The sequence below is a fragment of the Fibrella rubiginis genome (genome assembly GCF_017353185.1).
GTDB lineage: Bacteria > Bacteroidota > Bacteroidia > Cytophagales > Spirosomataceae > Fibrella > Fibrella rubiginis.
The window spans coordinates 1-13,818 of sequence record NZ_JAFMYV010000010.1 but is presented as its reverse complement, the minus strand read 5'-3'; the positions used below and the strand labels follow the sequence as shown (position 1 = coordinate 13,818).

The 13,818-nt window shown below is 53.6% G+C and carries 14 protein-coding genes; 7 read left to right on the top strand and 7 right to left on the bottom strand.

Annotated elements, in window-relative coordinates; genetic code table 11:
* The first annotated feature begins 80 nt into the window (after positions 1–80).
* Positions 81–320, top strand: a complete 240-nt coding sequence (locus J2I47_RS18410) for a hypothetical protein (protein WP_207366074.1) — start codon at positions 81–83, stop codon at positions 318–320.
* Between the two features lie 19 nt (positions 321–339).
* Here J2I47_RS18410 and J2I47_RS18405 read toward each other — a convergent pair whose 3' ends face one another.
* The 5 genes from J2I47_RS18405 to J2I47_RS18385 all read right to left on the bottom strand — a co-directional run bounded on the left by J2I47_RS18405 (position 340) and on the right by J2I47_RS18385 (position 4,328).
* A complete protein-coding gene (locus tag J2I47_RS18405; RefSeq protein WP_262899029.1) occupies positions 340–672 on the bottom strand; it encodes a DUF6169 family protein in 333 nt (110 codons plus the stop codon).
* Between the two features lie 106 nt (positions 673–778).
* A complete protein-coding gene (locus J2I47_RS18400; RefSeq protein WP_207366072.1) occupies positions 779–949 on the bottom strand; it encodes a hypothetical protein in 171 nt (56 codons plus the stop codon).
* Positions 950–1,081: 132 nt separating this feature from the next.
* On the bottom strand, positions 1,082–3,304 hold the full coding sequence (locus tag J2I47_RS18395) for a DUF5916 domain-containing protein (protein WP_207366071.1): 2,223 nt from the start codon (positions 3,302–3,304) through the stop codon (positions 1,082–1,084).
* A gap of 104 nt (positions 3,305–3,408) precedes the next feature.
* Positions 3,409–3,858, bottom strand: coding sequence for a MarR family winged helix-turn-helix transcriptional regulator (locus J2I47_RS18390; RefSeq protein WP_207366070.1), 450 nt, complete (start codon positions 3,856–3,858; stop codon positions 3,409–3,411).
* Between the two features lie 98 nt (positions 3,859–3,956).
* A complete protein-coding gene (locus J2I47_RS18385) occupies positions 3,957–4,328 on the bottom strand; it encodes a VOC family protein (RefSeq protein ID WP_207366069.1) in 372 nt (123 codons plus the stop codon).
* A 335-nt stretch (positions 4,329–4,663) separates the two neighbouring features.
* Here J2I47_RS18385 and lepA point away from each other — a divergent pair, with 335 nt between their 5' ends.
* From lepA to J2I47_RS18365, 4 genes are all read left to right on the top strand, one after another.
* Complete coding sequence (gene lepA / locus J2I47_RS18380; RefSeq protein ID WP_207366068.1) at positions 4,664–6,451, top strand: translation elongation factor 4; 1,788 nt, start codon at positions 4,664–4,666, stop codon at positions 6,449–6,451.
* Positions 6,452–6,511: 60 nt separating this feature from the next.
* A complete protein-coding gene (locus J2I47_RS18375; protein ID WP_207366067.1) occupies positions 6,512–7,150 on the top strand; it encodes a hypothetical protein in 639 nt (212 codons plus the stop codon).
* Between the two features lie 202 nt (positions 7,151–7,352).
* Entirely contained in the window at positions 7,353–8,591 is a 1,239-nt protein-coding gene (locus tag J2I47_RS18370) for a NupC/NupG family nucleoside CNT transporter (RefSeq protein WP_207366066.1), read from the top strand.
* 149 nt (positions 8,592–8,740) lie between these two features.
* On the top strand, positions 8,741–10,411 hold the full coding sequence (locus J2I47_RS18365; RefSeq protein ID WP_207366065.1) for a D-alanine--D-alanine ligase family protein: 1,671 nt from the start codon (positions 8,741–8,743) through the stop codon (positions 10,409–10,411).
* A gap of 226 nt (positions 10,412–10,637) precedes the next feature.
* Here J2I47_RS18365 and J2I47_RS18360 read toward each other — a convergent pair whose 3' ends face one another.
* Positions 10,638–11,426 carry a hypothetical protein gene (locus J2I47_RS18360; RefSeq protein WP_207366064.1) on the bottom strand — a complete coding sequence of 263 codons (789 nt, stop codon included), beginning with the start codon at positions 11,424–11,426 and terminating at the stop codon, positions 10,638–10,640.
* Between the two features lie 143 nt (positions 11,427–11,569).
* Complete coding sequence (locus tag J2I47_RS27035) at positions 11,570–11,686, bottom strand: helix-turn-helix domain-containing protein (protein ID WP_207366063.1); 117 nt, start codon at positions 11,684–11,686, stop codon at positions 11,570–11,572.
* 52 nt (positions 11,687–11,738) lie between these two features.
* Here J2I47_RS27035 and J2I47_RS27085 point away from each other — a divergent pair, with 52 nt between their 5' ends.
* On the top strand, positions 11,739–11,942 hold the full coding sequence (locus tag J2I47_RS27085; RefSeq protein ID WP_510186176.1) for a hypothetical protein: 204 nt from the start codon (positions 11,739–11,741) through the stop codon (positions 11,940–11,942).
* Positions 11,943–11,994: 52 nt separating this feature from the next.
* Positions 11,995–13,755 (top strand): phospho-sugar mutase, encoded by a 1,761-nt coding sequence (locus J2I47_RS18350; protein WP_207366062.1) that lies wholly within the window; start codon positions 11,995–11,997, stop codon positions 13,753–13,755.
* Positions 13,756–13,818: the final 63 nt, after the last annotated feature.

Sequence of the window (13,818 nt, the reverse complement as noted above, 5' to 3'; positions counted from 1 at the left end):
GTTTGCTTTCTTGTTCGCACTCCAAAATCCAGCGTTCAATATCCATCACAACGCCTATCTTCGCCTTAAATCGACACCGTATGGACCCCGCCCACTTTACCAGCCTCGACACCGAAGACCAATTGAACGCCCTGTATTTCGAGGGCAGCGTGCTGGCGAATCGGTACGAAGACGAGTTCATTTTCCTGCTGTATAGCCTCGACAGCTTCTACGTCGAAATCCGCCACGACGCCTACACCAACCGCATTTTGCAGGTCAGCGCGTTTAAATCAACGGATAAGTTAGAGCCCTACCTGCCTTACTTGACGGAAGTATATTAACCAACAAGTGGTCCGTTTGTCAGGCTTCTTTATCCTGGACGTACAGGTCTACAGCCTCTTGCAAATCAGCCGTGTAAGAGTGGCCTTCGCGGAAAATCATGCCGCAGTAAGTATAAGTATTGTCGGTATAATCCAGCTTAGTATATCCTTCGCCAAACTCCCGAAACCAGCGGTCAAAGAGCAGGCTGCGCTGCCGTTGCCTGCCGTCCATCATGTCGGAGACGTAGACCAGCACAATGTCAGGCTGTTCCTGAAAATACAAAGACAGGGCCTTAATAATTGTCTGATGAATGCGTGCATCGGCACCTGATTTCGCAGCTAATGTTTTGTTTAGTGGTCTAAAACCAACCATCCGAACAAGCGTAGAGAAGTGTTCATCGGGAATATAATCCTCTCCGGATGTGAGGTAAATTTCATACGAAACAGCATCGTCTGTTACAAAGTAAAAGTCTTTACCATTACTGCTCAGCGGGTAACTTGGGAGGTTGGATAATCTTGACACCAGTAAAATTTTTCAGCGTACCGTGCTCGTCTAAGCGCTTGTTAATGGCTTCCTTATCTGCTTTCATACGCTGAATGGCTTTACCCAAATCATGAACTTTCGGTTTCGTTTCCATGGCCTGCTTCATTGATTAGTTGTTCGTAAAAATACAACGCTCCGGTTACCAATAACGTTTTTCTGCTCTCCTGCTACACCAACAGGCTACACCAACCGTTGTCCCGTTCCGCGACGGCGGACCGCTTCCTCCTCCTTTTCTTCCTTATACATTAAACCAGTATGACAGCTTTACGACCAATGCCCGGTTTTTGCTGGTGAGTGAGCCGGGGAAGTAGTTCTCCTGGTAGACTACAAACAAATCCGAAACGGGGGCGTAGCGCCATTGCAGGCGGGTGTTCAACAGGGTATTATCGGTTTGGCTGTTTACCTGCACGGTGGTACTCCAGAACAGTTTCCGCGAGAACGTCACGTCGAGCCGGGGGCCTACCAGCAGGTATCGCGCTGATTTATACGGATCCGGCAACCGAATGTTGTTGTATTCACTGTAAACGCTTAGCGAACCGTAGGGCTGAAACCGATACTGCACTTGTGCTGTAACGTTGGTATTCTGCCCGTTGTAATATCCACCCGAGTAGAAGTCAGCAGTGGCGCTCAATAACTTACGTTTGTCGGTAGCAAAATAGCCAAACAATCCGCGCGTGGCGAAACCAGAACCTTCGGGCAATTCGCGGCCGTCGGAGTTGGTGGGGTCATAGGGGAAAAAGAGGTACGTATAGTAGGCGTAGTAGCCCATGCCTCCTTCGGCGGTGCTGCGAAACTGGACGTTATAGCCTACGTTCCACTCGCGGTCTGTTAAGCGGCCGTCGTTATTACGAATTAGCATCAGATCGGTGAAGGGGCCGTGCGAGATGAGCTTGCGGTTGCCCGGCACATAAAACGTGCCTTGTAGTTCGGGAACCACCCGCCAAAACCCCTGCCGGTTCACGAAGCCAACGTCGTTGATCTTGTATTGCTGCCCCACGTATTCGTGCGTCCAGGTAGCCGTCAGGTTGCGGCTGGCATAGCTGAGGTTAGCCCCGTGGGTGTAGGCATCCTGGTCAATGTCTACACCGTTGCGGGCTTCGCCGGGTTGCGCGGCACGGAACGCACGGGTGTAGAACAGTTTGCCACTCCAGCGGTTATCTGCCGTTTGCAGTTTGTACTCCAGCCCTGCCAGCCGGGTGTAGCGCATACTGTCGGGCAGGGCACCAATACCCTGCCGGTTCACCAAAATAGCCGACATGTTGGAGCGGCCAAAAATCTGCCGCTGCAGTACTGCCACGGTGTAATTCTGTCCCGTAATGCCTTTCTCAGGCTGGCTGGCGGTTTGCGTGTTCAGCAGCCCTACACGCCATTCTTTGCCAATTTTACCGCTCAGCCGCGCGCCGTACAGCAGCGGATTTTGCACAATCACACCCGTGGTAGTATCGTAGCTGATGCCAATCCGGCGACTGAAAAACGGTCGATTCCGCTCGAAGCCAAAACTGGCGAAGAGGTCCTGATTTTCGATGAAAAACTGCCGTCGTTCGGGGTAAAAAATCTCGAACCGGCTGAGGTTGGTCACCTGCTGATCGGCCTCTACGTTCGAGAAGTCAGGGTTTACGGTCAAATCGAGGTTCAGTGAGGGCGTGATGCCAATTTTGGCGTCGAACCCGATACCCTGCCTGAACGTTCGCTTTCCAACCTGGTTGCCCGATGCATTGCGGGATTCACCCAGGTCATCGGAGTAGCGCGAACTGACGTAGGGAATAAGCGAAATATTGGGGCCAGGGTCGGGCAGGGGGCGGCTAAACCGAACGGTGTCGGCAAAGGCCAGCGCCGATATACGGTAAGCCACCGGCACGCGTCGCCAGGCCGTGCGCTGATTGTTTTTCAGGTCGTGGCGGGCGAAGTTCATCAGAAACCACGACGCTCCTTTACGATATCGGAAGCTTTTGAACGGAATGACCAGTTCGGCCTGCCAGCGGTCGGGCAGCACCTTCACCGCTGAGCGCCATTTGTTGTCCCACTCGGCAGCTACACGCTCACCGTTAAACATCTGCCCTTCGCGCTCTACACCATAGGGTGTTACGTTGAAGGTAAAGCCGTTGATCCGGTCACCAAATGGGTCGATATAAACGGTGAAATTGTCATTTTGGTCCCACTCAAAATCGCGCTTCAGCGACGAAGCCGTGTAGCGTTTCTCCGGATTTTTATCAAAACAAACCACCGACACATAGAGGTGGGTAGCATCGAAGGTCATGCGTACCTGCGTGTCGTTATAGGCCCGTGCCGTGTCGTTGGGGAAGTTTTGGGTGAAATCACCCGCCACAGCCGCCCGTTGCCAGATGCCCTCCGTCAGTAGCCCATCGAGGTGAATGATCGAGTCGGTTGGGGATACGTGCAGCGTTTGAGCGTTAAGACCAAAAGGCAGAAAGAAGAGGATAAAGAGTAGTCGTCGATACATACGGGTACAAAGGTACCTAATGATCTGACTGACTTGCCCGTCCACCTTCTTTTAGCTGGCTGGTAGTGGTGATTATGGCCCAAACATGGCGGCTGGCTCGTCAATCACAGTCGGGCCAATTGGCGCATAAGTTGCTGAAAAAGCGCGTTGCTGGCCTCGATAGGGGCGAAAAAAGCGGTATCAACCTGCTCGACGATGTGGTTCGCCTGCCGCAGTAATGCTTCGGCAGGCTCCGTTAGTCGCAGTTGTTTCGCCCGGCCATCCTGGGGGTTATCGAGCCGTTGAACCAGCCCTTTTCTTTCCAGCGTCTGCAACACTTTAGACGTCATCATCTTATCGGTATTGGCATAGTTCGCCAGCCGCTGCTGGGTGACCAGTTCGCCCTGCAAACTAAGCCAATACAACCCGGCCAACAGCGAGAATTGAGTGAGCGTAATGCCCACCGCATCCAGTTGCTGATGCATTTGCAGTTGCCAGCGCATACTCACCTGCCAAAGCAAATAACCGTTGTTTTCTTCGGGTTGTGTATAGGCGAAAACGGGAGAGTCACTCATGGCTTGTCATCAATCATGGCCGATCGGATTCGCATAAAATCGGCGGTAGGAATCTCGAAAGTCGCGGCTGGCTACCACCACCCAATAGCGGGCCTGGCTCATGCAGCTTTGCTTTCTTGCAGCGTCAGCCAATAGCCATCAGGGTCAGCGATAATGGCGGTATTGCCGAAAGGCGATGGCTGAACGCCCCGCACCAGGGTGGCTTTTCCTTCGATGCGCTGGAGAAAAGCATCCAGTTCGGGAACGGCAAACCAGAGGCCCACGCCCCAGCCCAGTTTGTCTGTTGCCTGAAGGTCGACCAGCGGTTTACGAATGGCGAAGCTGGCCCCGCGCTGGGTAACAAAAACGCAGGCGTCGGGCGGTGACTGGGGAGCGGGTTGAAAATTGAGCACGTCCGTATAAAACTGACGTGAGGCATCGAGATCACTGACCTGGAGCGAGATAAAGCCAAGTTGGGTTGCTAATGACATATTCTGTTAATTTAGTAGTCACGACTACTAAATTAACAGAATATCGCTGTTTTTGTTCCATCTAGAAGCTAAAACGCTTAACAGCAACGCCCTATGCTTTCAGGTATGCTATCTGATGCCGACTAGCCCGACCAGACAGGCGCGTACTACACTGCGACTGCTGATTCAGCGGTAGATCAAGTCTGAATCGTATCGAACAAACGCCCGATAGATTGTAGCGCTGGCTACAGCCCGTCAGGCCTTTGCTTAACTGCCCCTGCGGCTTCCCGCTTCCTTTCCTCGTTTCTTCGTATTTTTGCACCTTCAAAATCAGACACAACCCCCGTTCTTTCAACGTGAAGCACATTCGAAATTTCTGCATCATCGCCCACATCGACCACGGCAAAAGTACCCTTGCCGACCGGCTTCTGGAGTTTACCCAAACCGTCGGTGCCCGCGATATGCAAGCCCAACTGCTCGACGATATGGACCTGGAGCGGGAACGTGGCATCACCATCAAGAGCCACGCCATCCAGATGGATTACTTCCACAAAGGCGAGAAGTATACCTTAAACCTGATCGACACGCCCGGCCACGTCGATTTCAGCTACGAAGTGTCGCGTTCCATTGCCGCCTGTGAAGGTGCGCTGTTGCTGGTTGATGCCTCGCAGGGCACTGAAGCTCAAACGATTTCAAACTTGTATCTGGCGCTCAACAACGACCTCGTCATCATCCCCGTTCTCAACAAGATCGACCTGCCGGGTGCTATGCCCGAAGAGATTAAAGACGAGATGGTGGACCTGCTGGGTTGCGACCGCGACGACATCATTCCAGCGTCGGGCAAAGAAGGTATTGGCGTACCCGAAATCCTGGCGGCCATTGTCGAGCGTATTCCGCCCCCAACCGGCGACCCTAACGCCCCGTTGCAGGCCCTCATTTTCGACTCACACTTCAACTCTTACCGGGGTATTGAGGTTATTTTCCGCATCAAAAACGGGTCGATCCGTAAGGGTGAGAAAGTAAAGTTCATGAATACCGGCAAGGAATATAATGCCGACGAAATTGGTATTCTGGGTCTGGAGCAGGAACCCCGCGACCGGATGGAGTGCGGCGACGTGGGCTACCTCATCTCGGGCATCAAAGTGGCCAAGGAAGTGAAGGTGGGCGACACCATCACCAGCTTCGACAACCCCGCTGCGGCGGCTATTCAGGGCTTTGCCGACGTGAAACCAATGGTCTTTGCGGGCATCTACCCCGTGGAAACAAGCGAGTTTGAAGATTTGCGCGAGGCCATGGAAAAGCTGCAGCTCAACGACGCGGCCCTGGTGTGGGAGCCCGAAACGTCGGCGGCACTGGGGTTTGGCTTCCGTTGCGGCTTTCTGGGTATGCTGCACATGGAAATCGTGCAGGAACGCCTGGAACGCGAGTTCGACATGACCGTGATCACCACCGTGCCTTCGGTGCGGTTTGAGGTTATGACCACCAAAGGCGAGCTTCGGCAGGTATCAGCACCCGCCGATATGCCCGAACCCAACCTGATCGACTACATCGAAGAGCCATTCATCCGGGCGCAGATCATTACTAAGGCCGACTACGTGGGCGGCATTATGGGCCTGTGCATGGACAAGCGGAGCATCCTGAAGAATCAGGTCTATCTGACCGCCGACCGCGTAGAACTGCAGTTTGAAATGCCCCTTGCCGAAGTCGTTTTCGACTTTTTCGACAAGCTCAAGACCATCTCCCGCGGCTATGCTTCGCTGGATTATGAGTTCATGGATAACCGCGAATCGGACATGGTGAAGCTCGACGTGATGCTCAACGGTGACAAGGTCGATGCACTGTCGGCCATTGTACACCGGAGTAAGTCGTATGAATGGGGCAAGAAACTGTGCGAAAAGCTCCGCGAACTGATTCCACGTCAGCAGTTTGAAATTGCTATTCAGGCGGCCATCGGGCAGAAAATCATTGCCCGCGAAACGCTGAGCGCTCTGCGCAAAGACGTACTGGCCAAATGCTACGGCGGCGATATTTCGCGGAAACGCAAGCTGCTGGAAAAGCAGAAAAAAGGTAAGAAACGGATGCGCCAGGTCGGTAACGTCGAAATCCCGCAGGAAGCATTTATGGCCGTGTTGAAGATTAATTAATCAGCCAGTAAAGCGATATTAGAAACCCCATTGAGCACTCAATGGGGTTTCTGTTAAACGATGGCAGTTCCTTCCCTATATCGTTTTCGCCTGTCACTAGTACCCTTGCTGGGTATCGGTTTGTTTCTGGGGCTATACGGATGGGCCACGGTGCTATATCCGGGCGGTTCCAACGCCCACCCTACTGCCGTTGGCTTCAACTGGCTCACCAACTATTGGTGCGACCTGACCGGCGAGATTGCCAAAAATGGTCAGGCAAACCCCGCTGCGCCAGTTGCTACGGTAGCCATGCTGGTGCTTTGCGTAAGCCTCGCCGTTTTCTGGCTTACGTTACCCCGTTTGTTTACGCAACCGCGACAGCTTCGAACGTTAATGCAGTACCCCGGCGTAACGGCCATGCTCGTAGCCCCGTTTGTCGCCTCGGCTTACCACGACGCGGCCATCAACCTCACCGGCATATTGGCCCTGCCTCCATTTCTGCTCACCTTGCTTGGTCTGTATCAAGGGCGGTATGTTAAGTTACTGGCAGTAGGCGGTATCTGTCTGTTATTGGTCCTGCTCAATAACGTCATTTACCACTTACCCTGGCACCTCAACTGGTTACCTGTTGTTCAAAAATTTACGTTTCTGGCTGTACTAGGCTGGATCAGCGCGATTAGCTGGCGCGTATATGTGGCTGACTTACAGATAAATAAATAAAGTTTGTGGCTCGTCTCGATTTCATCAGGCTCCCCGTTAATCCCGCAAACCTGATCAGGACTTGGAGCGTGAATCCATAGGCTTATCGGCAATACCCTCGCCCGGTCCGTCTTCAGACCGACCGTTTTTTGTATCTTCGCCCGCCCATTAACAAGCGGATACGCCGCAACGGGCCTCTCTTCTTCGTACCGCCAATCACCGCATGGAGCGTTTTACCGGATTACTGGGCATTGCCCTCATTTTAGGCATTGCCTTCGCCATGTCGAACAACCGCCGAGCCATCAACTACCGCACTGTGGGTGTTGGACTGGCCCTTCAATTTGGCCTGGCCGTGTTTGTGTTGAAAACCGAAACTGGTAAGCAGGTCTTCGAGTATCTCGGTTTTCTGGTTAACAAAACGCTGCTCAACGCCGACCGTGGTGCCGAATTTGTCTTTGGTCCGCTCGTAAAAACAGGGCTGATGTCGCGGGCATTTGGCAATGGCAACGATTTCGTCTTCTTCTTTAAGGTGATTCCCACCATCATCTTCGTGGCGGTGCTGGTCAACATTTTCTATTACCTCGGCATCATGCAGCGTATTGTGGCCCTGATGGCGCGGGTCATGAAATGGCTCATGGGCGTGAGCGGGGCCGAGGCCCTTTCCAACGTGGCCAGCACGTTTGTGGGGCAGGTTGAAGCGCAGATCATGATCAAGCCTTATTTGCCCACCATGACCAACTCCGAGTTGCTGGCCTCCATGGCGGGTAGCTTCGCCTGTATTGCGGGCGGGGTACTGGCCGTATATATCTCGCTGGGCGTACCGGCCCCCTACCTGCTGGCAGCCAGTATCATGGCCGCACCGGGGGCGCTGGTGATCTCGAAAATTGTGTTTCCTGAAACAGAAGTCTCTACCACACAGGGGGTTGTAAAGCTGGAAATCAAAAAATCACACGCTAACCTCGTCGATGCAATTGCCAGCGGGGCGTCTGAAGGCTTGAAAGTAGGCCTGAACGTGATTGCCATGCTGATTGGTTTTATCGCCCTTATCGCACTGATTGACATGCTGTTGGGTAAAGCAGGTAGCATAGCCGGGTTTCCGCAGTTGAGCCTGAACTACCTGCTGGGCAAACTGTTTTCGGTGTTTGCTTTTGCCATGGGCGTACCGGGTAAAGATGTAGAAGCCGCCGGTGCCCTGATGGGTACCAAAATGGTGGTCAACGAGTTTGTGGCCTACATCGAGCTGGTCAAGATAAAGTCAACGCTAGATCCTAAAACCATTGCCATCACCAGCTTCGCGTTGTGCGGGTTCGCCAACTTTTCGTCTATCGCCATCCAAATCGGTGGCATTGGCGAACTGGCTCCCGGACGGCGCACCGACCTGGCTAAACTGGGTTTTAAAGCGCTCATCTGTGGCACATTAGCCAGCTACATGTCGGCTACACTGGCGGGACTCCTTTTGTAAATGAGTGAATGAGCGAATGAGTGACGGTCCGGCGTTCCGGTGAGTGAATGTTCGGCATTACTAATTATACACCGCGAAGCGGTTCAGAACATTCACTCACCGGAACGCCGGACCGTCACTCATTCGCTCATTCACAATTCACTTTTTTTATGCGCATCGGAATATTCTTTGGTGGACCATCGCGAGAGCGCGACGTATCATTTGCGGGGGGGCGCACGGCCCTGGCCAACCTCAATAAAGCCCTGTTTGAGCCGGTATTGGTGTTCGTGAGTGGCTGGGGACGGTTCTATATCGTAGAGCCTGATTTCCTGCAACATGCCGGCATCCGCGACTCGCTGCCCAAGCTCGACGGTTTCTCGGTGTATGATGAGTCGCTGGAAGATGGCGACGAAGCCATTCCTGGCGAACGCATTGAACCTGAGTGGTTTGAAGAGCACTTCGACATGGCGTTTCTGGCCATGCACGGTCCCGACTGCGAAGACGGCGCTATTCAGGGACTGCTGGAATGGCATAAAATGCCCTACACCGGACCCGGTATTCTGGGGTCGGGGCTGGGGATCAACAAGATCCTGCAAAATCACCTCATTGCGCTGGTGAACGGGCAGGAGAAAAAAACCGCTACCATCAGCCGCGACGCCTGGCAAGGGGCCGATCAGGAAGCGTTTTTCGCCTCGCTGGTAAGCCACCTGGGTTTGCCTATTGTGGTGAAAGCCCCGCACCAGGGGTCGTCTATCGGGGTGGCCATTGTGCGTGACAACGACTTCGCCCTCTTCCAGCGGGCTGTGAATCAGTGCTTTTTCACCACGCAGATCGGCCTGTCGGACTGGGAGAAGCTGGATGAGCAGGCCAAGCGCGACTACGCTCAGCGGACTACCACACTCAGCGCTACAATCGGTTACCCGCTCGTGATCGAGAATACGGGCGAGTACGTCACCGGCCCCGCCGAACTCATCAGCACCCTCGATGGATTCGCCGACGACGCCAAAACAACCACGCTTACGCTGGCCTCTATCAACGCCGAAGACGAACTGCTATTTGAAGAATTCATCAACGGACAGGAGTTTTCGTGTGGCGTGATTCAGGACGACGACGGTAGGGCTGTGGCGCTTCCCCCCACCGAAATCTTCAACGCCGAAGCGTTTGATTACGAAACCAAATACCTCACCAGCGTAGCTAAAAAGCGAATTCCAGTAGGGACTAGCCTGGAAAACAACCGGGCTATTCAACTGGCCGTCGAGCAGGTATTTACAAAATTGGGTATCAACGTCTATTCACGCATCGACGGGTTCCTGACGCCCGAAGGCCCGGCTCGTGGCGACGAACCGAGGGAGGCGCAACGCGTATTGCTCCACGACCCGAACACCATTCCAGGTATGTCGCCTACGTCACTAATTTTCAAGCAGATGGTGGAGATTGGCATGAACCTGAGCGATTCGCTGACGTACCTCATCCGGCAATCGCTACGCGAACGGATTCGGACGGGCAAAGACACATTCCGGCTGAAACAAATGCTGGCTGACCTCGACGAACGCCTTGCCGCCCGCCTGGCCACCCCCCTACCCGAACAGCGCATCCACTTCGGCCCCACCGACGACGACTGGACCCGCGCGAAAGGCGAATACAACGCCGCCGCCGCCCAGGGCGACACGCTGCCCCGGATGGTATACCTGAAATCGAAGATGGAAACGCACGAGGTGCCGGTGCATTTTTTGTTCAAAGACACCCTCGCCGAACTGGAGGAGGCCCTGGCTACGCCACGCCATCCGTTATTGCTGGAGACTGCCCAACGAGCACGGCACATCACGGAACGGTACGTTTAATGGAAGTTTAAAGTCCAAAGTCTACTGTCTAAAGTTGGCTGACCGGTCCGCCGATGCGGCAAGCATGCTCTTGCGTCACTCAACTTTAGACATTAAACTTTAGACTTTAAACTTCCACTAAACAGGCTAACCAAATCCAGTATCAACCTCAGTATTACCGTTGGCGATTATGGCAAAGTCAGGCTTTTGTCTGAATCAACTATAAGTATGAACAGGGCGCTGACTGTTACTTGTTTGCCGCTGTTTTTGGACGGGTTGTAAACTCCATAATACGAAATACCTCCTGCCGGACCACGTCAAACGTTTGCCTGGATTGAGTGTAGGCTTTTATCGATTCGGTATTGATAACCAGCGGATTAGCTATACTGGTTGCAGTGGTACCCACCTGTGCTATGAGCAAACTGTAGCCTTTTTCGCTGCCGTTGGGCAGAATAAGTCTTGAGAAAGCCCAGCCACTTAGTGAGTTGTCTTTCAGTCGGCTTGTGGCCCAGGTTTTCATGGGGTCGAGCAGGTCGGCCCAGGCCGCTTTCGGGTCGTAGGGCTTCATATAATTCAGCACCACCACGGGCGTTGCTGAGGGCGTAAAATCGGGGCTGAACGTGTAGGCATCGGGGTTCTCCCACACCTCCATTTTCACGACGGGGGCAGTAGCGCGGTCGCGTTTGTTCAGGTTGTCCATGCGCGTCTGCACACTATCACCATAAAGTTTGGTCATCGCCACCGGTGAGCCTCCTTTAATGTTCATGGTTGGCGTCACGATCACCGTTACATAGTCGTACTCGGTTGAATTGGGGTTTGAGGTCATCTGTTTGGCCATCATGTACCAGCCAATCATGTTGCCTTCATCCACCGCGGCCTGATTCACCGCCCGCCATTCGCGCTCCACGGGTAAGGCGTCCTGCACGGTTAGGCCCGGCGAGAGTTTATGATAAATCAGGTAGGTGTAGGTCCTGTTCTGAGCAAAAAGGCTCAGTGTAAACAGACAAAGCGCGAGGGTAAGAGGCAAACGGGGCATGAGGAAAGTGAGTTCAACGGTTAAAGCGGTCCGCTGCTGCGGTTCAAGGTGTAAAGGGCTTGCGTCGTTAGGATTACTTGGAACATGGTGAGTTGACATAAAGACCCGCTGGGCCTTTATGTCCATGTCTGCACGGTCATACCCTACACCTTCACGGCTCCTTCCGGCACGTGGGCTAACAAATCGCCGGGTTGGCAATTGAGGGCGTGGCAGAGGGCATTTCCATCAATCGTCAGCGTCAAATTTACTTCCTTACCCACCGGATTGCGGGCTACGGCGGCAGACCGTAACTTGCCAGCAGAACAAGCAGCAATGAACCCGAAGCCACCTCCAAACCACCAGCAGTATCTGGCTATACTACGTAGTATGACCCCAGAACAGCGGTTACTGAAGGCAGTTGAGTTGTCAGCGTTTAGTAGGCAGCTTTTCAAAGGAGGTCTGCGCAATCATTTTCCAGAGAAAACCGAGGCTGAATTGCACCGATTAAAGAATGACTCTGGCTTTAGCAAAAGATAAATTTCTGATTTTCAATGATTTAAATTCTTGACTCTCAATAATTCAATTCCCAATGACGACGCAACAACTCGACGCCACGACCCAACAGAACGTGGATACCTGGCTATCTGGCCCCTACGATGCCGAGGCCAAAGCCACCATTCAACACCTGATCGACAGTGGCAATACTACCGAACTGACCGACTCGTTTTATCGCAGCCTGGAATTCGGAACGGGCGGGCTGCGCGGGGTAATCGGCGTAGGGTCGAACCGGATGAACCGCTACACGGTAGGCGCGGCCACGCAGGGATTTGCCAATTACCTCAACAAGTCGTTTGCGGGGCAGGATATCAGCGTAGCCATTGCCCACGACAGCCGGCGGATGAGTCCCGAATTTGCCCGGATCGCCGCCGACATTTTTTCGGCCAACAACATCAAGGTATACCTCTTCTCTGACCTCCGTCCCACCCCCGAACTCTCTTTTGCTATCCGGCAACTGGGCTGTCAGGGCGGCGTGGTTGTAACGGCTTCGCACAACCCGCCCGAGTACAACGGCTACAAAGTGTACTGGAACGACGGCTCGCAGGTGGTAGCCCCGCACGACAAAAACATCGTAGACGAGGTGAGCGCCATTCAGTCGGTGAGCGACATCAAGTTTGAGGGTGTAGAAAGCAAGATCAAACTCATCGACGAAGAAATCGACGCGCCCTATATTGAACGGGTGAAATCGAACGCGGTGAACCCCGGCGTCATTGCCCGGCAGGCTGATCTGAACATTGTCTACACACCTATTCACGGCACGGGCATTACGCTGGTGCCCCGTGCGCTGGAGGCACTCGGCTTTAAAAACGTCAGCGTGGTGGAGGCGCAGGCCAAACCCGACGGCAATTTTCCGACGGTGAAGTCGCCGAATCCGGAAGAGAAGGCAGCCATGCAAATGGCCCTGGATCAGGCCCAATACCAAAACGCCGACCTCATCATTGCCACCGACCCCGATGCCGACCGGGTGGGTGCTGGGGCCAGAAATCACCACGGCGACTTCGAATTGCTCAACGGCAATCAGATGGCCAGCCTTATCATCTACTACCTGTTGCGGGCCTGGAAAGATGCGGGCAAGCTGACGAGCAAAGAGTTCGTGGCCAAAACCATTGTCACCACCGACCTCATCGACAAGCTGTGCGAACAGTATGGCGTAACCTGCTACAACACACTAACGGGCTTCAAATACATTGCCCAGGTGATTCGGGAACTGGAAGGTAAGGAACAGTTTATTGGCGGCGGCGAAGAGAGCTACGGTTACCTGATCGGTGATTTTGTGCGCGACAAAGACGCCATTGCCTCCTGCACTATGATTGCCGAACTAACCGCCGACGCTAAAGACAAAGGCCTCAGCCTGTTCGACCTGCTGATGGAAATGTATCAGCAAACGGGCTTCTACTACGAGGCGCTGGTGTCACTGACCAAAAAAGGCAAGGCCGGTGCCGAAGAAATTCAGCAGATGATGGCCGATTTCCGGGCCAACCCACCCAAGACCATTGCCGGTTCGCCCGTAGTGCGGGTAGATGATTATGATGCCCTGACTCGTCTGGATATGGCATCGGGAAAAACGTCGGCAATCGAGTCGGGCAAACTCGGCATTGAATCATCAAACGTGCTGCAAATCTTCACCGCCGACGGCACAAAGGTGTCTGCCCGCCCGTCGGGTACAGAACCGAAGATCAAATTCTACGTCAGTGTCAACGAACCCCTTCCCAATAAAGAAGCCTTCGACGATACCTACGCCGCCCTCAAAACCAAAGTGCAGAAGGTGGTTGATGAGTTGAATTTGAAGTAAAGAGAAAGGGGGTTTTAAGTTTAAGGTCTAAAGTTCAAGGTTTAAAGTCTAAAGTCTAAGGTC

Bases quoted from the DNA above. Each gene is read 5' to 3' on its own strand.
- J2I47_RS18400 (WP_207366072.1), bottom strand. From the start codon at position 949: ATGAAGCAGGCCATGGAAACGAAACCGAAAGTTCATGATTTGGGTAAA.
- J2I47_RS18370 (WP_207366066.1), top strand. From the start codon at position 7,353: ATGGAGCGTTTTACCGGATTACTGGGCATTGCCCTCATTTTAGGCATT.
- J2I47_RS18385 (WP_207366069.1), bottom strand. From the start codon at position 4,328: ATGTCATTAGCAACCCAACTTGGCTTTATCTCGCTCCAGGTCAGTGAT.
- J2I47_RS18395 (WP_207366071.1), bottom strand. From the start codon at position 3,304: ATGTATCGACGACTACTCTTTATCCTCTTCTTTCTGCCTTTTGGTCTT.
- J2I47_RS18390 (WP_207366070.1), bottom strand. From the start codon at position 3,858: ATGAGTGACTCTCCCGTTTTCGCCTATACACAACCCGAAGAAAACAAC.
- J2I47_RS18350 (WP_207366062.1), top strand. From the start codon at position 11,995: ATGACGACGCAACAACTCGACGCCACGACCCAACAGAACGTGGATACC.
- J2I47_RS18410 (WP_207366074.1), top strand. From the start codon at position 81: ATGGACCCCGCCCACTTTACCAGCCTCGACACCGAAGACCAATTGAAC.
- J2I47_RS18405 (WP_262899029.1), bottom strand. From the start codon at position 672: ATGGTTGGTTTTAGACCACTAAACAAAACATTAGCTGCGAAATCAGGT.
- J2I47_RS18360 (WP_207366064.1), bottom strand. From the start codon at position 11,426: ATGCCCCGTTTGCCTCTTACCCTCGCGCTTTGTCTGTTTACACTGAGC.
- J2I47_RS27085 (WP_510186176.1), top strand. From the start codon at position 11,739: ATGAACCCGAAGCCACCTCCAAACCACCAGCAGTATCTGGCTATACTA.
- J2I47_RS18375 (WP_207366067.1), top strand. From the start codon at position 6,512: ATGGCAGTTCCTTCCCTATATCGTTTTCGCCTGTCACTAGTACCCTTG.
- J2I47_RS18365 (WP_207366065.1), top strand. From the start codon at position 8,741: ATGCGCATCGGAATATTCTTTGGTGGACCATCGCGAGAGCGCGACGTA.